At 50.2% G+C, this 21,109-nt stretch carries 23 protein-coding genes; 10 read left to right on the top strand and 13 right to left on the bottom strand.

The features are described 5' to 3' along the window. Window positions 1–137 precede the first annotated feature (137 nt). Window positions 138–683, bottom strand: a complete 546-nt coding sequence (orn, locus tag U0008_RS02280) for an oligoribonuclease (protein WP_043490664.1) — start codon at window positions 681–683, stop codon at window positions 138–140. Window positions 684–854: 171 nt separating this feature from the next. Here orn and rsgA point away from each other — a divergent pair, with 171 nt between their 5' ends. The 3 genes from rsgA to mscM all read left to right on the top strand — a co-directional run bounded on the left by rsgA (window position 855) and on the right by mscM (window position 6,691). After that, window positions 855–1,892: a small ribosomal subunit biogenesis GTPase RsgA gene (gene rsgA, locus U0008_RS02275; RefSeq protein ID WP_025798742.1), complete on the top strand. Its 1,038-nt coding sequence runs from the start codon at window positions 855–857 to the stop codon at window positions 1,890–1,892. Between the two features lie 309 nt (window positions 1,893–2,201). After that, window positions 2,202–3,137, top strand: a complete 936-nt coding sequence (asd, locus tag U0008_RS02270) for an archaetidylserine decarboxylase (RefSeq protein ID WP_043490682.1) — start codon at window positions 2,202–2,204, stop codon at window positions 3,135–3,137. Window positions 3,138–3,373: 236 nt separating this feature from the next. Beyond that, window positions 3,374–6,691 carry a miniconductance mechanosensitive channel MscM gene (gene mscM / locus U0008_RS02265; protein WP_043490661.1) on the top strand — a complete coding sequence of 1,106 codons (3,318 nt, stop codon included), beginning with the start codon at window positions 3,374–3,376 and terminating at the stop codon, window positions 6,689–6,691. A 687-nt stretch (window positions 6,692–7,378) separates the two neighbouring features. On the opposite strand, the gene epmA is transcribed toward mscM, so the two are convergent. Then, window positions 7,379–8,356, bottom strand: a complete 978-nt coding sequence (epmA, locus tag U0008_RS02260; RefSeq protein ID WP_025798737.1) for an elongation factor P--(R)-beta-lysine ligase — start codon at window positions 8,354–8,356, stop codon at window positions 7,379–7,381. A 416-nt stretch (window positions 8,357–8,772) separates the two neighbouring features. Here epmA and frdA point away from each other — a divergent pair, with 416 nt between their 5' ends. The 5 genes from frdA (at window position 8,773) to blc (ending at window position 12,741) form a co-directional block, all read left to right on the top strand. Then, window positions 8,773–10,572: a fumarate reductase (quinol) flavoprotein subunit gene (frdA, locus tag U0008_RS02255; protein ID WP_043490654.1), complete on the top strand. Its 1,800-nt coding sequence runs from the start codon at window positions 8,773–8,775 to the stop codon at window positions 10,570–10,572. Continuing rightward, on the top strand, window positions 10,565–11,299 hold the full coding sequence (locus U0008_RS02250; protein WP_025798733.1) for a succinate dehydrogenase/fumarate reductase iron-sulfur subunit: 735 nt from the start codon (window positions 10,565–10,567) through the stop codon (window positions 11,297–11,299). The genes frdA and U0008_RS02250 overlap by 8 nt, the downstream gene beginning before the upstream one ends. A gap of 14 nt (window positions 11,300–11,313) precedes the next feature. Next, window positions 11,314–11,712 carry a fumarate reductase subunit FrdC gene (frdC, locus tag U0008_RS02245; protein WP_025798731.1) on the top strand — a complete coding sequence of 133 codons (399 nt, stop codon included), beginning with the start codon at window positions 11,314–11,316 and terminating at the stop codon, window positions 11,710–11,712. 17 nt (window positions 11,713–11,729) lie between these two features. Further along, complete coding sequence (gene frdD / locus U0008_RS02240) at window positions 11,730–12,086, top strand: fumarate reductase subunit FrdD (RefSeq protein ID WP_025798728.1); 357 nt, start codon at window positions 11,730–11,732, stop codon at window positions 12,084–12,086. Window positions 12,087–12,192: 106 nt separating this feature from the next. Beyond that, window positions 12,193–12,741, top strand: coding sequence for an outer membrane lipoprotein Blc (blc, locus tag U0008_RS02235; RefSeq protein ID WP_043490651.1), 549 nt, complete (start codon window positions 12,193–12,195; stop codon window positions 12,739–12,741). Between the two features lie 30 nt (window positions 12,742–12,771). On the opposite strand, the gene sugE is transcribed toward blc, so the two are convergent. From sugE to efp, 4 genes are all read right to left on the bottom strand, one after another. Continuing rightward, window positions 12,772–13,089, bottom strand: a complete 318-nt coding sequence (sugE, locus tag U0008_RS02230; protein WP_025798724.1) for a quaternary ammonium compound efflux SMR transporter SugE — start codon at window positions 13,087–13,089, stop codon at window positions 12,772–12,774. A gap of 178 nt (window positions 13,090–13,267) precedes the next feature. Further along, window positions 13,268–13,399 carry an entericidin A/B family lipoprotein gene (locus U0008_RS02225; protein WP_008814834.1) on the bottom strand — a complete coding sequence of 44 codons (132 nt, stop codon included), beginning with the start codon at window positions 13,397–13,399 and terminating at the stop codon, window positions 13,268–13,270. Window positions 13,400–13,494: 95 nt separating this feature from the next. Then, entirely contained in the window at window positions 13,495–13,596 is a 102-nt protein-coding gene (locus U0008_RS02220; RefSeq protein WP_369828310.1) for an entericidin A/B family lipoprotein, read from the bottom strand. A gap of 119 nt (window positions 13,597–13,715) precedes the next feature. Further along, window positions 13,716–14,282, bottom strand: coding sequence for an elongation factor P (gene efp, locus U0008_RS02215; protein ID WP_025798719.1), 567 nt, complete (start codon window positions 14,280–14,282; stop codon window positions 13,716–13,718). Window positions 14,283–14,326: 44 nt separating this feature from the next. Here efp and epmB point away from each other — a divergent pair, with 44 nt between their 5' ends. Then, a complete protein-coding gene (epmB, locus tag U0008_RS02210) occupies window positions 14,327–15,361 on the top strand; it encodes an EF-P beta-lysylation protein EpmB (protein WP_043490645.1) in 1,035 nt (344 codons plus the stop codon). Window positions 15,362–15,421: 60 nt separating this feature from the next. Here the strand turns inward: epmB and hemW are convergent, their stop codons facing one another. From hemW to U0008_RS02185, 5 genes are all read right to left on the bottom strand, one after another. After that, on the bottom strand, window positions 15,422–16,552 hold the full coding sequence (hemW, locus tag U0008_RS02205) for a radical SAM family heme chaperone HemW (protein WP_043490643.1): 1,131 nt from the start codon (window positions 16,550–16,552) through the stop codon (window positions 15,422–15,424). Next, on the bottom strand, window positions 16,545–17,138 hold the full coding sequence (gene rdgB / locus U0008_RS02200) for an RdgB/HAM1 family non-canonical purine NTP pyrophosphatase (RefSeq protein WP_043490641.1): 594 nt from the start codon (window positions 17,136–17,138) through the stop codon (window positions 16,545–16,547). The genes hemW and rdgB overlap by 8 nt, the downstream gene beginning before the upstream one ends. Window positions 17,139–17,191: 53 nt before the next feature. Beyond that, window positions 17,192–17,494, bottom strand: coding sequence for a DUF167 family protein YggU (gene yggU, locus U0008_RS02195; protein ID WP_043490639.1), 303 nt, complete (start codon window positions 17,492–17,494; stop codon window positions 17,192–17,194). A 5-nt stretch (window positions 17,495–17,499) separates the two neighbouring features. Continuing rightward, complete coding sequence (locus tag U0008_RS02190; RefSeq protein ID WP_025798710.1) at window positions 17,500–18,054, bottom strand: YggT family protein; 555 nt, start codon at window positions 18,052–18,054, stop codon at window positions 17,500–17,502. Window positions 18,055–18,127: 73 nt separating this feature from the next. After that, window positions 18,128–18,841, bottom strand: coding sequence for a YggS family pyridoxal phosphate-dependent enzyme (locus U0008_RS02185; RefSeq protein ID WP_043490637.1), 714 nt, complete (start codon window positions 18,839–18,841; stop codon window positions 18,128–18,130). Window positions 18,842–18,863: 22 nt separating this feature from the next. Here U0008_RS02185 and U0008_RS02180 point away from each other — a divergent pair, with 22 nt between their 5' ends. Next, entirely contained in the window at window positions 18,864–19,880 is a 1,017-nt protein-coding gene (locus tag U0008_RS02180; protein WP_043490635.1) for a type IV pilus twitching motility protein PilT, read from the top strand. A gap of 102 nt (window positions 19,881–19,982) precedes the next feature. Here U0008_RS02180 and ruvX read toward each other — a convergent pair whose 3' ends face one another. Continuing rightward, window positions 19,983–20,405: a Holliday junction resolvase RuvX gene (gene ruvX, locus U0008_RS02175; protein WP_025798700.1), complete on the bottom strand. Its 423-nt coding sequence runs from the start codon at window positions 20,403–20,405 to the stop codon at window positions 19,983–19,985. After that, window positions 20,405–20,968 carry a YqgE/AlgH family protein gene (locus U0008_RS02170; RefSeq protein ID WP_043490633.1) on the bottom strand — a complete coding sequence of 188 codons (564 nt, stop codon included), beginning with the start codon at window positions 20,966–20,968 and terminating at the stop codon, window positions 20,405–20,407. The genes ruvX and U0008_RS02170 overlap by 1 nt, the downstream gene beginning before the upstream one ends. Window positions 20,969–21,109 lie beyond the last annotated feature (141 nt).

The raw sequence follows: 21,109 nt of genomic DNA, 5'->3' as shown, positions 1-21,109 counted from the left end.
AAACAACTATTGCGTTAAATATCGGTGGTTCGCAGCGTAAATACCGCGATGAAGATCCGCTAGAAATCCTCATCGCAGCGTATTAACGCTTCATCGTGCTAACGTTCCAAAGTGCTAACGTTTCAAAGTGCTAACGCTTAAAGCTTGATAAAGTTTTCACGGTAATAGGCGAGTTCAGCCACGGATTCGCGAATATCATCCAAGGCTTGATGCGTACCCTGCTTTTTGAAACCAGGCAAAATCTCTGGTTTCCAGCGACGCGCCAATTCTTTTAGCGTACTCACGTCCAGATAGCGGTAGTGGAAATACTGTTCCAACTCAGGCATATACCGGAACAGGAAGCGACGATCCTGCCCAACGCTATTACCGCAGATTGGAGAAACGCCCGCGGGCACCCACTGCTGTAGGAACTCAATGGTTTTCTGTGCTGCGGTTGCGTCATCGATGGTGCTGGCTTTGACACGATCAACTAAGCCGCTGCCGGTATGGGTGCGCACGTTCCACTCATCCATCAGCGCCAGCTGCTCATCCGATTGGTGTACCGCAATCACCGGCCCTTCCGCCAGAATATTCAAATTGGCATCGGTCACCAACGTCGCAATCTCAATGATGCGATCGACTTCGGGATCGAGCCCCGTCATTTCTAAATCGATCCAGATTAAATTTGTTTCACTTCCACTCATTGCGGCCTCGGCTCTTCTTCTTCATCAATAGCGTGTATCATAGTCTTTTTGGCGACAACGAGCGATGGTCGTCAACTTCAGATTCGTTTTTGATATGGGTTTGTATGCCCGCCGAGCCTGGCGCTGCATCAAACTAACGTCGAGTTCGTTCAAACAAATGAGTGAGGCGCAGTGAGTAAGAACAAACTATCGAAAGGCCAACAACGCCGTGTTCAGGCAAACCATCAGCGTCGCCTGACCAAAACTGATAATAGACCAGAACTGGATGACTCCCTGTTTGGCGAGCCACAAGAAGGGATTGTTGTCAGCCGGTTCGGCAAACATGCCGACGTTGAAGCCGCCGATGGCACTCAGCATCGCTGTAATATCCGTCGAACCATTCGTTCACTGGTTACCGGCGATCGCGTGGTGTGGCGTTCTGGCGCACAGCCGGGCGTAAAAGGCATTGTGGAAGCCGTGCACGAACGCACCTCAATGCTAACTCGTCCTGATTTCTATGACGGCCTAAAACCGATTGCCGCCAACATCGACCAAATCGTTATTGTGTCGGCCATTTTGCCCGAGCTGTCGCTGAATATTATCGACCGTTATCTGGTCGCCTGTGAAACGTTGGAAATTGAGCCATTGATTGTGCTCAACAAAATCGATTTGCTGGATGAAGAAGGCCGTAAATTTGTCGAAGAAGCGATGGATATCTATCGCCATATTGGCTATCGCGTACTGATGGTATCGAGCCACTCGCAGGAAGGTATCGCTGAACTACAGAATGCGCTCACCGATCGCATCAGTATTTTTGCCGGCCAGTCCGGCGTGGGAAAATCGAGCCTGCTCAATGCCCTACTGCCAGAACTCAACCCTATCTTGGTCGGTGCAGTTTCTGATAACTCAGGCTTAGGTCAGCACACCACCACGGCGGCACGTCTTTATCACTTCCCACAGGGTGGTGATATTATCGACTCCCCAGGGATCCGCGAGTTTGGCCTATGGCATCTCGATCCAGAGCAGGTTACGTTGGGCTTCATTGAATTCCGTAAATACCTCGGTGGCTGCAAATTCCGCGACTGCAAGCACGACAACGATCCGGGCTGTGCGCTGCGTGAAGCCGCAGAAAACGGCGAAATTGCCGAAGAGCGCTATGATAACTATCACCGCATTTTAGAAAGTATGTCGCAGGTAAAAACGCGTAAAAATTTCTTTAATGAAGATTAGAATTTTCTGATTATTGAATGATTTATCAAATAATTGTGGTCGTATCACGTTAGTACATCTCTCGCGATGCGGCCTCAAATATTGATAATATATACGGGCGTGCCTATCTGGTGCGGCCTCAATGTGACCTAAGTCACCGCAAAAGCATCACGGTTTTGCTTTAGTGGCATGTTATCCACCACGCTTTGGAAGGTGGAAAATCAGCATGCGAAGTGTTAAAAAGCAGACCAATTTATTGAGAATTTATTCCGACGGCGCAGATTTTTATTTCAGCGTCCCTCGGAAACTGACCCATTGGAAGAGGCTAACGTGCTCGATAGCATTAAAATTAAACTTCAATATTTACTGCCAAAACAAGGCCTGACTCGTCTTGCTGGTTGGGGCGCGAACAAAAAGGCTGGATGGCTGACTCAAGCGGTTATCAAAGCTTTCGTTGCCTATTACAAAGTAAATATGAAAGAAGCGCTCTATCCGAACCCTGAGCACTACAAAACATTTAATGAATTCTTTGTTCGCCCACTGCGCAGCGGTGTGCGTCCGGTCGCCGACCACGCAGACGGGCTGGTTTTACCTGCCGATGGCGCAATCAGCCAATTAGGCAAAATCGAACAGGGTAAAATCTTGCAGGCCAAAGGCCATGACTACTCTTTAGAAGCCCTGTTAGCGGGCAACTATTTGTTAGCCGAAGAGTTCAAAGATGGTCATTTTGCCACGACCTACCTGTCGCCACGTGATTACCACCGTGTGCATATGCCTTGTAACGGCGTTTTGCGTGAAATGATCTACGTTCCTGGCGATCTGTTCTCAGTAAATCCGCTTACCGCCGCTAACGTTCCTAATCTGTTCGCACGCAACGAGCGTCTAATTTGCATTTTTGACACAGATTTCGGCCCAATGGCGCAGATTTTAGTTGGCGCAACCATTGTCGGCAGCATCGAGACCGTTTGGTCTGGTACGGTTAACGTGACTCGCGAAGGCATTATTCAGCGTTGGACTTATCCAACAGCGGGTAATGAAGGCGCAGTAGTGCTGAAAAAAGGCGAAGAAATGGGTCGCTTCAAACTTGGCTCTACGGTTATCAACCTGTTTGCCGCCAACCGTATCGAATTTATCGCCACCCTAGCCAGCGGAGCCAAAACGCTCATGGGGGCTGAATTTGCTCACAGCGTTAATGCCGTTGCACCAGTAGAAACCGTGATCGCCGAAGACACCAGAGAGCAGACCGAAACACCTGCCGCAGAGTAAAACGCGTAGTGGCAAGCCACAATTGATGTGGGCTTGCCATCTTTCCCGCCTTTATTCTTTAGTTTATATACCCAAAATAATTCAAGTCGCATTGAGGCGGCGACGCAGTGAATCCCTAGGAGATTACATAAGTAAATGACTGGGGTGAGCGAGGAAAGCCAACAAAGATGCCACTTGAAGTATGACGGGTATAAAGAATTAATCCGAGAAACGTTCGTAAAAAGAAAGGAAGAGTTATGCGCCTGATTACCAAATTGTTGATAACCGGGTTACTGATGTTATCCCTTCCACTTAGTGCGAACGCCGCACTGAATGAGCAACAGCTCGCCCAAGAACTCAAACAAGCCGAATCCAATAAAAATACCCCCAATCAGGCTGAACTGGTTGAGGCGCTTCAGAGCGCACTTAACTGGATCAATGAGAGTAAAGAGTCTGCTCAACGTACTCAGCAATATCAGAAATCCATCAGCGATTTCCCCAAACTCACGCGCGAACTCCGCCAGCAGCTCAGCGATGAAAGCACTCCTCCGCTGCCCGCGGCATCCATACCGGCTAGCGACGCAGAACAACAAATTCTGCAAATTAGCAGCCAATTACTCGAAGTTTCACGCCAGCTACAGCAAGAACTTGACCGTTCGCGTGCCATCAGTGATTCGTTAAGTCAGGTTCCTCTCAAGCAGGCCACTGCCCGCAAGGACTTAACCGAGGCCGAACGCCGTCTGCAAAATCTGGTCGTCACCAGTACCCCTTTGGCGCAAGCGCAATCAAACCAGCTACAGGCCGAGGTCGCAGCGCGTAAAGCGTTGGTCGACGAATTAGAGTTGGAACAGCTTTCTGCCAATAACCGTCAGGAATTGGCACGTTTACAGGCAGATGTACTCCGCAAGCGCCATGAGCGCCTCGATCTTCAGTTACAGGATTTACGTAACTCGCTGAATACTCAACGGCAACGTGAAGCCGAACAAGCCTTAGAACGAACTCAGCAATTAGTTGAACAAAGCGGGGATTTGCCCAAATCAATTTCCGAACAGCTGAAAATCAACCAGGAACTGTCTCGCGCATTAAATGAGCAAGCGGCGCGCATGGATGATATTGCCAACCAACAGCGAACCGCCGCAGCGCAAACCATTCAGGTACGTCAGGCTCTAAGCACCATTCGTGAACAGGCCCAATGGCTAGGAGTTTCCACCGCGTTGGGGGAAACGCTACGTGCACAGGTTGCACGCTTGCCTGATATGCCTAAACCGCAGCAGCTCGATGGCGATATGGCCAAACTACGTGTGCAGCGTTTATCCTTTGAAAACCTGCTCAACAAAATTGAACCAGCCGCCGACTACAAGCAAAACGACGGTAAGCCTTTAACGGCTTCGCAGCAGCGGTTGTTACAGCCCCAGCTTAAAACACAGCGCGAGTTACTGAACTCACTGCTTTCCGGCTGTGATTCGCAAATCCTAGAATTAACCAAGCTTAAAGTCGCTAACACCCAGCTTATTGATGCGCTGACCGAAATTAAAGACGCCACCCACCGCTATCTTTTCTGGGCGGCGGACGTTGATCCTCTCAGCGTGAGTGCACCGCTCGACGTGATTCAGAGCCTCAACCGCCTGCTGTCGCTGGATACGCTTTCTCAGCTTAGCCAAGCGTTTCTCATGATGATCACCACCAAAGAAACGCTGTTGCCGCTGTTTGGTGCCCTGCTACTGGTTGGCTTCAGTTTTTATTCTCGCCGCCATTATCAGGCCTTTATGGAGCGCGCCAGCAGCAAGGTCGGTAAGGTGACCCAAGACCATATTTCGCTCACGCTGCGCACGGTGTTCTGGTCAATTCTCGTGGCGTTGCCGCTGCCGGTGCTGTGGGCGGCGTTAGGTTATGGATTACAAAATGCATGGCCCTACCCGATGGCCGTTGCTATTGGTGATGGCGTAACGGCCGCGCTGCCAGTGCTGTGGGCATTTATGATCAGCGCCGCATTTGCTCATCCAAACGGGTTGTTCATTGCGCATTTCCGTTGGGAAGAACAACAGGTTAAGCGCGCAATGCGCTACTACCTCATGTCAATTTGGTTAATCGTGCCGCTGCTGATGGCGCTTGTCACCTTCGATAATCTCGACGATCGCGCCTTTGCAGGCTCGCTGGGGCGCGCCTGTTTCATCATGCTGTGTGTGGCGCTCAGCCTACTAACCACCAGCCTGAAGCGGGCAGGAATTCCGCTTTACCTCAACAAACAGGGCGACGGCGAAAACCTGATCAACCACGCGCTATGGTGGATTTTGCTGTGTGCACCGCTGGTAGCCGCTTTCGCTTCCCTGCTGGGCTACTTCAACACGGCGCAAATTTTATTAGCCCGTTTAGAGAGCTCGGTGGCCATCTGGTTCATCTTGCTGGTGGTGTATTACATCATTCGCCGTTGGATGTTGATTCAGCGCCGCCGTATTGCCTTTGAGCGAGCCAAACAGCGCCGCGCAGAGCGTTTAGAAAAGCGTACCAAGGGTGAAGAGGACTCGACTCCGCACAGTGTTGAAGGAAGTCAGGACATTGAAGAGCCAGTGGTCGATCTCGACGCTATCAGCGCTCAATCGCTTCGTTTGGTTCGTTCGATTCTTACCATGATTGCGCTGGTCTCGCTGATCTGGCTGTGGTCTGAACTGCATTCAGCCTTCGCGTTTTTGGAAAACATTCGTCTGTGGGATGTCACCAGCTCATCGCAGGGGGTTGAAAGCCTGCAGCCTATTACGCTCGGGGCAGTGCTGATCGCGATATTAGTCATGATCGTCACGGTGCAGCTCGTCAAGAATCTGCCCGCGCTGCTGGAGCTTGGGTTGCTGCAACATCTTGATCTAACGCCAGGTACCGGATACGCCATTACCACCATCACCAAATACCTGTTGTTGTTGATTGGCGGCCTGATTGGTTTCTCAATGCTGGGCATTGAGTGGGCAAAATTACAATGGTTGGTCGCCGCGCTGACCTTAGGTTTGGGCTTCGGTTTACAGGAGATCGTTGCTAACTTTGCCTCCGGCTTGATCATCCTGTTTGAAAAGCCGATCCGCATCGGAGATACCGTAACCATCCGCGATCTCACCGGATCCGTAACCAAAATCAATACGCGCGCCACCACGATTTCAGACTGGGACCGCAAAGAGATCATTGTGCCCAACAAGGCCTTTATCACCGAGCAGTTTATCAACTGGTCGCTAAGCGATGCCGTCACCCGCGTAGTGCTTACCGTGCCTGCCGAAGCCACAGCCAGTAGCCAAGAGGTCACAGACGTTCTGCTTGAAGCGGCATCAAAATGCTCGCTGGTGCTCGATACACCTGCGCCAGAGGCTTATCTGGTGGATATACAGCAAGGGATCCAGATTTTCGAGCTGCGTATTTATGCCGCTGAAATGGCGCACCGTATGCCACTGCGTCATGAGATCCATCAGTTGATCTTGGCTGGCTTCCAGCAGCACGATCTGAAGCTGCCGTTCCCACCGTTCCAAGTGAGCACTGATACATTGCGACAGGCGCGGGGAAGTATGAGAAGAACGTTTACGACTGGGGGGTTGTAGTTTTTATGGCTCGATTATCCAAAAATTCCGTCTGTCGTATATGTCATGAAGGTGTAAGGTTTCGTTCGCCTATCCGCTGCTGCATTCACATACAAACTGCGTAGCAGGCGACCGATGAGGGGCGCCAGCGCGCGCCCCTTCAATCCTCGCGCTTTTATCCGAGACGCCATCTCCGCTACGGTTTGGTATCGCCCATCCCGGGCGCCCCAAACTCCACCGGTACATCCCTGTACCGGCGGCTCGCACTACCAAGACTTAAGCAACTAAAAGAAAACCGAAAGATAGAAGTATCTTTTGTCTTTTTTATGTTTAAAGAATGCATTTTAGAGCCGCCAGCAGGGATGCTGGTGGCAGGTTGAGGGCGCACAGGACGTGCGCTCCGAGACCGGTCGGCCAAACGACTCGGTGAAAAGCGCGAGAGTGAAGAGGTTGCGCGCTGGCAACCTCTTCTCGGACGCCTACGTCTGCGGTTGCATGGAAACGCAAATGCTCACGGGCGGACGAAATCTTTCATCGCTCTCACATAAAAGATTCTAAATACAAGGCGGCGTTGCTTGAACCGCCTTAATAAGACGCCTACGTCTGCGGTTTCATGGAAACACAACTGCTCACGGGCGGACGAAATCTTTCATCGCTCTCACATAAAAGATTCTAAATACAAGGCGGCGTGCCTCAGCCAAAAATGACCTACGCCCTATCCACCGGAAACGCAATCACTTCACTTAACCGTTCTGCTTTTAGCGCCAGCATGATCAATCGATCAACGCCAAGTGCCACACCCGAGCAATCCGGCAAACCGTGCTCTAGTGCCGCCAGCAGATTCTCATCCAGTGGATGCTCTGGCAGACCCATTGCGGCGCGTTTACGGTTATCTTGCTCAAAACGCATACGCTGCTCGCGAGCATCCGTTAACTCATGGAAACCATTCGCCAGCTCGATGCCTTTGTAATAGACCTCAAAGCGCTCTGCCACACGGTGATCTTCGGTGCTGATTTGCGCTAATGAAGCCTGAGAGGCTGGGAAGTGGTACACAAACGTTGGCTTATCACGGCCAATATTTGGCTCAACGCCAAAGGTAAACAGCAGCTGTAGCAGCGTATCGCGATCTTCTTCTTGGTCGGCTACGTTGCTCAGATCGAGCTTCGCCGCCACTTCGCGCAGCTGTACTTTGTCGGCAGAAAGCGGGTCCATATCTAAATGACGAATAAACGCCTGCTGGTAGGAAAGCGTTTCGGCGCTGTCGCATTCCAATACCTGTTGCAGAAGATCGTCGACCTCATTCATTAAACGGTACATGTCGTAGTGTGGGCGATACCACTCCAGCATGCTGAATTCAGGATTATGATGTCGGCCTGACTCTTCATTGCGGAAGCTTTTACCGAGCTGATAAATCGGCCCACTGCCCGCCGCTAACAGGCGCTTCATGTGATATTCCGGGCTGGTCATCATGTATAGCGTCATGCCCTGCGCCGCACCGGGGCCCACAAAATGGGTTTGGAATGGCACAAGATGAATGTCCGTTACCGTTGCCTGGCTCATTGCCGGCGTGTCGACTTCAAGAACACCGCGGTCCGAGAAGAATCGACGAATGGTGGACACGATTGTCGCGCGCTTCAACAAATTGGCGATAGGGGCACTTGGCTGCCAGCTTGCCGTTTCGCTCATGATAATTACTCCGCTATAAAACAGGATGTGCAGTCTACCCGCATCATCGCAGGCAGACAAACCATTGGCGCTCACTGAGTGAGCTAATAACCACACAGCAAAACTATTGGCTGCTCTATATTCTTTAAAAAGAACATAAAATACATAAAAACCACGAGAACAGACAGAAATAGCGCTGATATCACATTTTTGTACTACGGTTAGTAGGGAAAACAGCAAAACAATCGATCACATCAAGTTTCTACTACTTCGTTTTAGGTATAATTTTATCACTTGAACTTATAAATCTTAGCCATTCCCGATGCGCACTAAAGAGAGCAACTGTTTGAATATCTGCTACTACTTCTCTTAGTGCGACATTTGGAATGGTTATTCATTTTAATTGATATTGACAATTGATCACCCGGAGGAATGCAGTGCAAACCTTTAACGCAGACCTTGCCATCGTCGGGGCAGGGGGTGCTGGTTTACGTGCAGCAATTGCAGCAGCGGAAGCCAACCCTCAACTGAAGATCGCGCTTATCTCTAAAGTATATCCAATGCGTAGCCACACTGTGGCCGCAGAAGGCGGATCAGCAGCCGTTACTCAGGCTCACGACTCATACGACTACCATTTCAACGATACCGTTGCTGGTGGTGACTGGCTTTGTGAACAGGATGTGGTCGATCATTTCGTCCATAACTGTCCTCGCGAAATGGCTCAGCTTGAGCAATGGGGTTGCCCTTGGAGCCGTAAACCTGACGGTTCCGTTAACGTTCGCCGTTTTGGCGGGATGAAGATTGAGCGTACATGGTTCGCCGCGGATAAAACCGGCTTCCATATGCTGCACACTCTTTTCCAAACTTCTTTAAAATATCCACAGATTCAGCGCTTTGATGAGCACTTCGTTCTCGACATTTTGGTCGACGAAGGCAAAGCACGCGGCCTTGTTGCCATGAATATGATGGAAGGTACTCTGGTTCAGATCCGTGCAAACGCCGTGGTTATGGCAACAGGCGGCGCAGGCCGTGTGTATCGCTACAACACCAATGGCGGCATCGTTACCGGCGACGGTATGGGCATGGCGTTAGATCACGGTATTCCTTTACGTGATATGGAGTTTGTTCAGTATCACCCAACCGGCCTGCCGGGCTCAGGGATCCTGATGACTGAAGGCTGTCGTGGTGAAGGTGGTATTCTGGTCAACAAAGATGGCTATCGCTATCTGCAAGACTACGGAATGGGCCCTGAAACCCCGCTCGGCGAACCAAAAAACAAATACATGGAACTGGGTCCACGCGACAAAGTTTCTCAGGCATTCTGGCACGAATGGCGCGCTGGCCGCACCATCTCTACTCCGCGCGGCGATGTGGTCTATCTGGACCTGCGTCATCTGGGCGAGAAAAAACTGCTGGAGCGTCTGCCGTTCATCTGTGAGCTATCTAAAGCTTACGTGGGCGTCGATCCAGTTAAAGAGCCGATCCCCGTTCGTCCAACCGCGCACTACACCATGGGTGGTATTGAAACCAACCAGAACTGCGAAACCCGTATTCAGGGTCTCTTCGCCGTGGGTGAATGTTCTTCTGTTGGTCTGCACGGTGCAAACCGTCTGGGTTCTAACTCTCTGGCAGAGCTGGTGGTATTTGGCCGCGTTGCGGGCGAACACGCGGTTCAGCGCTCACAGGAAGCCACCCCGGCTAACGGCAGCGCGCTAGATGCACAGGCAAAAGACGTTGAAGCACGTCTGCACGCACTGGCTAATCAGGAAGGTACTGAAAGCTGGGCGAAAATCCGTGACGAGATGGGCATGTCAATGGAAGAAGGCTGTGGTATCTACCGTACGACTGACCTGATGCAGAAAACCGTTGATAAATTGGCCGAGCTGAAAGAACGTTTCAAACGCGTCAAAATCACTGATAACTCTAGCGTCTTCAATACCGACCTGCTGTACACCATCGAATTGGGTCACGGCCTGAACGTGGCTGAATGTATGGCTCATGCGGCAATCAATCGTAAAGAATCCCGTGGCGCACATCAGCGTCTGGATGAAGGTTGTACCGAGCGTGATGACGTTAACTTCCTGAAGCACACTCTGACATTCAAAAATGCCGACGGCCTCGCGCCACGCATTGAATACAGCGACGTGAAAATTACCAAACTGCAACCAGCAAAACGTGTATACGGTGCTGAAGCAGAAGCTCAGGATGCAAAGAATAAGGAGCAAGCGAATGGCTGAGATGAAAATCTTGAAAATGGAAGTCATGCGCTATAACCCAGAACAGGATGCCGAGCCGCATTTCGTGACGTATGACGTCCCGTATGACGAAACGACTTCCCTGCTGGATGCGTTAGGCTACATCAAAGATAATCTGGCTGCCGACCTGTCTTACCGCTGGTCTTGCCGTATGGCAATCTGTGGTTCTTGCGGCATGATGGTTGACCGCGTGCCTAAGCTGGCGTGTAAAACCTTCCTGCGTGACTACCCAACCGGTATGCGCGTTGAAGCGTTAGGCAACTTCCCAGTAGAACGCGATCTGGTGGTCGATATGACTCACTTTATCGAAAGTCTGGAAGCCATTAAGCCATACATCATCGGTAACAACCGTAAACCAGAAGACGGCACCAACCTGCAGACCCCAGCACAGATGGAAAAATACCATCAGTTCTCCGGCTGCATTAACTGTGGTCTGTGCTACGCAGCCTGCCCACAGTTTGGTCTGAACCCTGAGTTCATCGGCCCAGCCGCTATCACTCTGGCACACCGTTACAATCTGGATACCCGTGACCACGGGAAGAAAGAGCGTATGCCTGTTCTGAACTCCGATAACGGCGTTTGGACTTGTACCTTCGTCGGTTATTGCTCAGAAGTTTGTCCAAAACACGTCGACCCAGCCGCTGCTATCCAGCAAGGCAAAGTTGAAAGTGCGAAAGACTTCATGATCGCGATGCTGAAACCGCAATAAGGGAGGATGAATCAATGACGACTTCAACTAAACGCAAACCTTATGTGCGCGGTATGCAGGCTAACTGGTGGCAGAAGCTCGGTTTCTACAAGTTCTATATGCTGCGTGAGAGCTCTGCTCTGGGCAACGTATGGTTCAGCATCGTGCTGATTTATGGAATTTTCTCCATGAAAGATGGCGCTGCTGGCTGGGAAAGCTTTGTCGCTTTCTTGCAGAACCCACTGGTGCTGATCCTAAACATCATCTCATTGCTTCTGGCTGCACTTCATACCAAAACTTGGTTTGAGCTTGCTCCAAAAGCGGCCAATATCGTGGTTGGTGACACGAAAATGGGCCCTGGTCCGGTGATCAAAGCCCTTTGGGCGGTGACCATCATTGCGACCGTGGTCATTTTGGCCGTTACCCTGCTATAACCGTAAAGGAGAACATTGTGGATAATAAAGTATACAAACGTTCTGACGAGCCGGTTTTCTGGGGGCTATTTGGTGCAGGCGGCATGTGGGGTGCAATCATTGCGCCCGTCGTAATTCTGATCGTTGGCATCATGCTGCCTCTGGGCTGGTTCCCAGATGCCCTGACTTTCGAACGTGCGCTGAGCTTCAGCCAGAGCTTCATTGGCCGTATTTTCTGGCTGCTGATGATCATTCTGCCGCTGTGGTGTGGTTTGCACCGTTTGCATCACATGATGCATGACCTGAAAATCCACGTACCTGCCGGTAAGTGGGTGTTCTACGGTTTAGCAGCGATTCTGAGCGTAGTTGCGCTGATCGGCGTATTCACGCTGTAATGAGTCACTTCGCTGTATAAAAGCCTCCTCCGGGAGGCTTTTTTATTAGTTAGATTCCCGCTATCAGGTCTACACTTTAACGGTATCCGTTTGAAAAGGAGCCGTTATGCCTGTTTGGTCTCGCATTGCCGCTGTGATTACAGCGCTGCTCTCCGTTGGCTGTAGTACTAAGCCGCCACCTGACGTCACCGTCGTTAGCGACTTTCAACTGCCCCGCTATCTTGGCAACTGGTATGAAATTGCCCGCCTCAATCATCCCTTTGAACAGGGGTTAGATCACGTCACAGCCCACTACAGCATGCGGGAAGACGGTGGTGTAAAGGTCGTTAATCGTGGATTCAACACTGAAAAAAACCAATGGAAGGAGAGCATCGGCAAAGCTTATTTCGTTCAGTCGCCGAATATTGCTTCGCTCAAAGTGTCTTTCTTCGGCCCATTCTATGGTGGTTACAACGTGATTGAGTTGGATAGCGAGTATCGCTACGCGCTGATTTGCGGACCCAATAAGGACTACTTATGGATACTGGCGCGTACACCGACATTGGATGACAACGTGAAGCAAAAGTTGCTGGCAACCGCCCAACGCTATGGATTTAAAACTCAGGATTTAATTTGGGCGAACCAATCGCCTATCGATATGAGCCCGCCTCATTAGAGGCGAGCTATAACGCGAGCGAGGCTAAGATTATTGGCTACTGAATTTCAAACCCAGTATTCCGATAACGATCAGACACAGGCTGATAATTCTTGGCAGGCTCGCAGATTCCCCTAGCAGTACAATCCCCATAATGGCCGCCCCTACGGCACCAATTCCCGTCCACACGGCATAAGCGGTGCCTGCCGGTAAGGTTTTCATCGCATGCGCCAGCAGCACCATACTCACCACCATGGCAGCGATAGTAATAATGCTCGGCGTTAAACGAGAAAAACCATGGGTGTATTTTAGGCCAATTGCCCAAACAACTTCCAAGAGACCAGCGACCATCAGAATGATCCAAGACATGCGATTTATCCACAACGATGGGGTCGTCCCCGAATTAGGATACGTACACAGGTCGTCCTGCGCAGTTTTTTGAATGATAAAACGACGTTAGGATACGATGGTTTTGAGAAAAAGTTAAGAAGAGGAAATATCAGGGCGTAGGCAACAAGACAACGCCCTAGCGTATGGCAAATAAAAGCTACTGTGCGGCGCGCTGAATCGCCTGACCACCGGCTTCTACGTCTTCACCCGCACCGCGAGTCGTATTACAGCCAGCCAAAGCGGCAAGAACTAACAGAGAACATACTAATGCGATGCTTTTCTTAATCATTGCTATCTTCCTTATCTGCAGTTTTAAAAGTAATGCCTTTTAAGCGTAGACAAGAAATCAGCAGTAAGCGAAAAAACATCACCGCTCTTAATTAATTAGCTCGCAACCCGTGAAATCGCGCCACCGAGATGCTGAACATCCTCGCCGAATCCGCGGGCGGTGTTACAACCGCTCAAAGTCGCTAACGCACTCACCATCAATGCCAACACAACGATTTTCTTTATCATATTTATCTGGGTTCCTCATGCGAGCCTTTTGGGTAAAAAAAAACCGCGTTATACGCGGCTTTTTTAAAACAAATTAGCTTTCTTCGCAATTACTTAACGCGAGAAACATATTCGCCAGAACGGGTGTCAACTTTGATCACTTCGCCGATCTGTACGAACAATGGAACTTTAACCACTGCGCCAGTGCTCAGGGTTGCAGGTTTACCGCCGGTACCTGCGGTATCACCTTTCAGACCTGGATCGGTATCAACGATTTCCAGCTCTACGAAGTTTGGAGGAGTCACCTGAATTGGACGGCCGTTCCACAGAGTTACGATACACTCTGCCTGATCCAGCATCCATTTAGCGTTATCGCCGATAGCTTTCTCATCAGCAGCCAGCTGCTCGAAGGTTTCGTTGTTCATGAAATGATAGAACTCACCGTCGTTGTACAGGTAAGTCAGGTTCAAGTCGACAACGTCCGCGCCTTCTGCGGAGTCAGTAGATTTAAAGGTTTTTTCAACACGGGTGCCGGTCAGCAGGCGACGCATTTTAACGCGAGCAAAGGCTTGGCCTTTACCTGGTTTAACGAACTCGCTGCTTTCTACTGCATAAGGCTCGCCCTCGAACATGATTTTAAGACCGGGACGGAAATCGTTGCTAGAATAAGTCGCCATAAAGGCCCTCTGAATTATTTATAACTGGTAGCTTAGCCAAAAAAATGGCACATATTGTAACTCAAAATACGCAGTCTAGAGAAGATTGGCTGCAACAACTTGCCGATGTTATTACTGAACCGGCAGAATTGCTTGAATATTTAGCACTTTCTGACAGCCCTGAATGGCAAAAAGGCCACGATGCGCGGCGTCTTTTCGCCCTGCGGGTTCCTTATGCCTTCGCTCGGCGCATGAAAAAAGGCGACCCGAACGATCCGCTCCTCCTTCAGGTCATGACGTCCGCCAACGAATTTATCGCCACACCGGGCTACTCAACCGATCCGTTGGAAGAACAAGACGACGCCATCGCCGTGCCAGGGCTGCTGCATAAATATATTAACCGAGCGCTGCTGTTGGTCAAAGGCGGCTGTGCGGTTAACTGTCGTTATTGCTTCCGCCGTCACTTTCCCTATCAGGATAATCAGGGAAATAAAGCCAACTGGCGTCACGCCCTAGATTATATTCGCCAACAGCCAGAACTGGATGAAATCATTTTCTCCGGCGGCGATCCGTTGATGGCGAAAGATCACGAGCTGGCTTGGTTACTCGACGAGATCGAAACCATCCCACATATTAAACGGCTGCGCATCCATAGCCGCTTGCCGGTGGTGATCCCAGCTCGCATCACCGAAGCGCTGACCCAACGTTTCTCTCAGTCACGCTTACAGATTCTGCTGGTGACTCACGTTAATCATGCCAATGAAATTGACTCAGAGTTTTGTGATGCCATGACGCGCCTCAAACGCGCCAACGTCACACTTCTCAATCAAGGCGTTTTGCTGCGCGGCGTAAATGATAATGCCGATACGTTGGCTAATCTCAGCAATGCGCTGTTTGATGCGGGAATTATGCCTTATTACCTGCATGTCCTCGATCGAGTGCAGGGTGCGGCGCATTTTATGGTGCCAGATGATGAAGCACGGTTGATCATGCGTGAACTTATGACGAAAGTGTCAGGCTATATGGTGCCGAAACTCACCCGTGAAATCGGCGGTGAGCCAAGCAAAACAACCATTGATTTAGGCTTGCGCCAGCGCTGATCTGAAGTCTGCCCTCCCCTGTAAAGAGGAGGGCTAGCAGAAGACAATGAGATAAAACCGTTACAAAAACAGCTCTAGCAACGAATTCAAAAACAGTTTTCCGTGCTCGGTAATCTGCCAATACTCATCGGTTTCTACGATATAATTCTGTGCCAGTGCTTCATCAAGCTGAGCACGAATAACCTCTTCGCCAAGCCCTGTGTACAATTGGAATTCTGCACGCGGCGTAGGCTCAAGCAATCTAAAGCGGTTCATAAAGAACTCGAACGGACGATCGTCATTCTCCACTTCATGCTGTTTATCGAGGTAGCGCCCTTGCATATAACCGCGCGGATGACGTGTTTTGGCCGTGCGCAAAATACGTCCATCTTCAAACGTCACCTTACCGTGTGCTCCGCAGCCAATCCCAAGATAGTCACCAAAGCGCCAGTAGTTCAAATTATGCTGGCACTGATAACCAGGCTTGGCATAGGCCGAGGTTTCATATTGCTGATACCCCGCTGCGCGTAGCAGTTCATCACCGCGCTGGAAAATGTCCCATAGTGCGTCGTCATCCGGTAATTTTGGCGGACGCGAACCAAACAGCGTGTTCGGCTCAATGGTGAGTTGATACCACGACAAATGCGGCGGGTTCAGTTCAATCGCCTGACGCAAATCATCAAGCGCCTCTTCCAATGACTGATCTGGCAAACCATGCATCAAATCGAGATTAAAACTGCGTAACCCTAGACCTTGCGCCAGATGTGCCGCGCGCTTGGCCTCTTCTGGCCCGTGGATGCGTCCTAATCGCGTTAACTTCTCCGCGCTAAAGCTTTGCACACCAATCGAAATACGATTGATACCGGCTCGCTGATAGGCGCTAAAGCGATCGGCTTCAACGGTGCCGGGATTCGCCTCCATGGTCACTTCCGCATTGGCCGCAACCAGTAAACGCGCGCGCACGCCATCCATCAACCGCTGCATACCTTCGGCGCTTAGCAGGCTTGGCGTTCCACCACCGATAAAAATGGTGCCAATTTCACGCCCTGAGGTAAGAGCCACATCAGCATCTAAATCAGCCAGCAAATGGTCGACATATTCCGTTGAAGGAATATCGCCTTTTTGAGCGTGAGAATTAAAATCGCAGTATGGGCATTTCTGCACACACCACGGGATATGGATGTAGAGGCTAAGCGGGGGCAACTTAAGCATTACGCATCGCTTCCAACAGCAGCTTCAAAGCTTTACCACGATGCGAAACCGCAATTTTCTGCTCTTTACTGAGCTGCGCCGCGGAACAGCCTAACTCAGGAACGTTGAAAATAGGGTCGTAGCCGAAACCACCGTCGCCTGATGGAGCAAAACTGATTTCACCCGCCCAGCTGCCGTGACATACCAGCGGCGTAGGATCTTCGGCATGGCGCAAATAAACTAATACGCAGTGGAATTGCGCCTGACGTTGGCCTTCGGGAACATCTTTCAGCGCCACCAGCAGTTTCTCGAGATTCTGACGGTCGCTGGCATCTTCGCCCGCATAACGCGCGGAATAGATCCCTGGAGCTCCGCCCAAAACATCCACGGCTAAACCGGAATCGTCGGCAATCGCAGGCAACCCCGTGATCTGCGCAGCGTGGCGAGCTTTTAGAATCGCGTTCTCAATAAATGTCAGACCCGTTTCTTCCGCAGAGTCCACGCCCAATTCAGTTTGCGCCACAACGTCTAAGCCAAAGTCGGCCAGCAAGCTTGCCAACTCGCGAACTTTGCCTGCATTTCCCGTCGCCAATACCACTTTTTGCATGATAAATCCTATATATAGCACCGGCAGGCTAACGCCTGCCGGTAGAAAAATAATTATTCAGGGGAGCACAATGCAGAGATCACATCAGGGATTTGTTGAGGCTGGTTAATGCGAACCTGCTTATGCCGGCCCAACTCCCCTTTCTCAATCATCACCTGACTTTTAGCGACCCGAAACTGTTTGGCGATAAATTTTTGCAGATGAGCATTAGCCTGACCATCTACCGGCGGTGCGGTAATGGCGACTTTTAGCTCTTCACTATGTAGCCCAACAATCTGGTCACGGCTGGCTTTAGGCTGAATATAAAGGCGTAAAACCAGCGCATCATTCTCAAACTTTATTGCGTCTGTACTCATTCCACTCACAGCAAGAACCAGAGCTGCCCCAGAAGATCCATGCCGAGATAATTCAGCATATACAGCACCAAGATCACGACCATGGCTGAAAAATCTAAGCCGCCCATCGCAGGAAGAAAACGACGTATCGGCGACATCAACGGCTCAGTCAGCTGCATCAAAACATAATCCATTGGGCTGCGGCCTTGGCTAATCCAGCTCATGATAGAACGGATGATAATTACCCAGAACACCAAATAACCCGCAGATTTAATAACGGAAATCAGACCAAATAGCAGGTTGTACGGGCTAAGCGAGATCTCTCCGCTTTGGATCAACAGCAACAACGGATATTTAATCGTCATCAGCAAAAATGCCACCAGCAGCGAAGACGAATCAATCGGCCCCAGTGAAGGGATTACGCGACGCAGCGGCCCTACAATTGGCTGAGTCACTTTCACAATAAACTGCGACAGTGGATTATAAAAATCAGTGCGTGCCCATTGCATCCAGATCCGCAGCAATAAAATCATGACGTAAAGGTCAATGACAGTTTTGACCAAGAAAGTCAGTGTTAGCATGAAAAACCCTTTATCCGTTAAATGGTAAGGTAAGTAAGAAAATTAAAATAATCAGTCTATAAACTGATAATTATTATGAAGTTGTACCGTAATCACGGGCACCAAAAATCGCGGTACCGATGCGAACCAGCGTACTGCCTGCGGTAATCGCAGCCGCCATATCATGGGTCATCCCCATCGATAGCGTATCAATATGCGGATACTGCGTTTTAAGAGCCAAAAACGCCTGTTCCATTTGGTCAAACACCGCTTTTTGCTTCGCAGGGTCTTCTTCTGGCGCTGGAATGGCCATCAAACCACGCAGGCGAAGATTTGGCATTTCAGCGACCTGCGCCGCTAACGCATCAAGTTCGCTCAGCTCAATACCTGATTTGCTGCTTTCGTCACTAATATTTATTTGGATCAGCACGTTTAACGGCGCGCATTCGGCTGGGCGCTGTTCATTCAGGCGCTGAGCAATTTTCACACGATCGATGGTATGGATCCAATCAAAATGCTCTGCAACTAAGCGGCTTTTATTAGATTGCAGTGGGCCAATAAAGTGCCACTCCAGCTCTGCTCCGTGAGGCGTCTGTGCAAAATGCTGGATCTTGCTCACCCCTTCCTGCACGTAGTTTTCACCGAAGGCCCGTTGCCCTGCGGCAATCGCTTCTTCGATGGCGCTCACAGGCTTAGTTTTACTGACTGCAAGTAACGTAACTTCTTCTGGAGACCTGCCGCAATCCTGAGCCGCAGCGCTAATACGGCTCCTGACGGCCTCTAAATTTTGTTGGATAGTGCTATTCATAATTTTTGGCTCAGGAGGTTAAATGGATTTTTGTGATTTATTGGCCCGTAGTGTAAAGCAAAACGCATCAGATCTGCATCTTTGCACTGGATATCCGCCCATTCTTCGTATCGACGGCTCACTGCAAACAATAGAAGCTGAGCCGATAACATCGCGCCAGATTGACTCTTGGCTTGCGATGCATCTGCCCACCGAGGCCGATACCCTATGGCGACAACAGCATCAGGTCGATTTCGCCTTAAACCTACATGGGGGCATCCGGCTCAGAGTCAATGCTTTCCAGCAATTACATGGCCCCTCGCTGGCCCTACGTATTATCCCAAATACCATCCCGACGCTGGATGATTTATCTGCGCCAGCGGCGCTCACCCATCTCCTTGAGGTTGGCTCAGGACTCATCTTGGTTTGTGGTGCAACCGGCAGCGGCAAATCCACAACGCTTGCCGCCATGCTGAACCATATAAACCGCCATCAGCCATGGCACGTTATTACGCTTGAAGATCCTTTGGAGTTTATTCATATCCCACAGCAATCGCTTATCCAACAGCGTGAAATTGGCTCTCATGTACCCAGCTTCAACCAAGCACTGCGCGCCGCGTTACGAGAAGATCCCGACGTCATATTGCTGGGGGAATTGCGCGATGCAGAATCCATTCGTTTAGCCCTCACGGCAGCAGAAACGGGCCACCTAGTATTAGCGACGCTACACACGCGAGGTGCCGCACAAGCGGTAGAACGGCTGATTGATGTTTTTCCTGCAGAAGAGAAAAATTTTGTACGTACACAAATCGCAGGCAGCCTACAAGCAGTGCTGGCACAGCAGCTTTTGCCCAAGCAAGGAGGAGGAAGAGTCGCCGCGTTTGAGTTTCTGCTCAATACTCCTGCCGTCAGTAACTTAATCCGTGAAGAAAAAGCGCACCAGATAGCTACCGTCCTACAAACGGGACAACGGCAAGGAATGCTAAGTTTTGAGCAAGATATTGCTCGATTAAACGCACAAGGAATACTTGGGAGGATAAAAAATGACCAGGGCCACTAACCTGCTCACTAAGGTCAATGTAGCTACAATTTGCCATTTTTCTGCGGCCGGTAGAACAAGACAGGATGATCATCCTGTCTTGTTCTACCATTATTAATCAGCTCATCCCACCTGCTGATCAAACCAGCTTTCAAGGATAATCACCGCAGAAGCTGCATCGACGCTACCTTTATCCAACGCACGATAGCCGCCACCGGCAAAAAGATGCGATCGCGCTTCGACGGTACTCAAGCGTTCATCGTGCAAAGCAATTTGCACACCAAAACGACCATGAATGCGATTAGCAAACTTTCGCGCCTGAGCGGTAACCGGTTGTTCCGTGCCGTCCATATTGAGAGGTAGCCCAACCACCACGAGATCGGGCTGCCACTCCTTTAAAATTTTTTCAATTTTTGTCCAGTCTGGTGAACCTTCATTCGCCTTAAATGAAGCCAGTGGCCGCGCCGTACCTGTAATCTCTTGCCCAATCGCAGCACCGATACTTTTAGTGCCAAAATCGAAAGCGATAATTGTTCTGTTACCCATTACGCGTGTCCTGCTGAAGTAGCCATATTGCGAATATCAACGCCCAGTTTTTTAGCCGCGCTAACCCAGCGTTCTGAAATTGGCGTATGGAATAGGATGTGAGCATCGGCTTCAACGGTGAGCCACGCATTATCCAGCAGCTCTTGTTCCAACTGCCCTGCTTCCCAGCTGCAATATCCCAAGGAAACCAAAATATCTTTTGGCTGTGCTTGAGTTCCCAACGTTTCAAGCACGTCGCGAGACGTTGTCATCATGCATTCAGCGGAAATCGCGACGCTGGAGCCGAAATTTGTCTGTGGGGTATGCAGCACAAAACCACGATCTTCTGCCAATGGGCCACCGTACATAACCGGTTTATCCAACCGAATTTTCTCGTCTCTTGGCTCGGGTGTGATTTTTAGCTTTTCCAATAGGGATCCCAGAGTGAGCTGTTCCAGTGGTTTATTGATGACTAAACCCATCGCGCCGTCTTTATTATGCTCACACACATAAATAACGGAACGTTTGAATCGGCTGTCCTGCATAGAAGGCATAGCTATAAGAAAATGATGCGCTAAATTCATCGTCGTGGCTTCAACTCGCTGTATTTGTTTATGTGTTCACTAAAGTGTATTCAGTGAATATACCCGCCGCCCTTTGAGGTGCAGGGGTATAGTGATTTCATCCTGAAATTTCAGTATGCGAATTTTTGGGCTGGATGTCAC

Origin of the sequence: Hafnia alvei, from assembly GCF_034424155.1 — a bacterium.
Taxonomy (GTDB): domain Bacteria; phylum Pseudomonadota; class Gammaproteobacteria; order Enterobacterales; family Enterobacteriaceae; genus Hafnia; species Hafnia alvei.
This window is presented reverse-complemented; position numbering and strand designations above follow the sequence as displayed.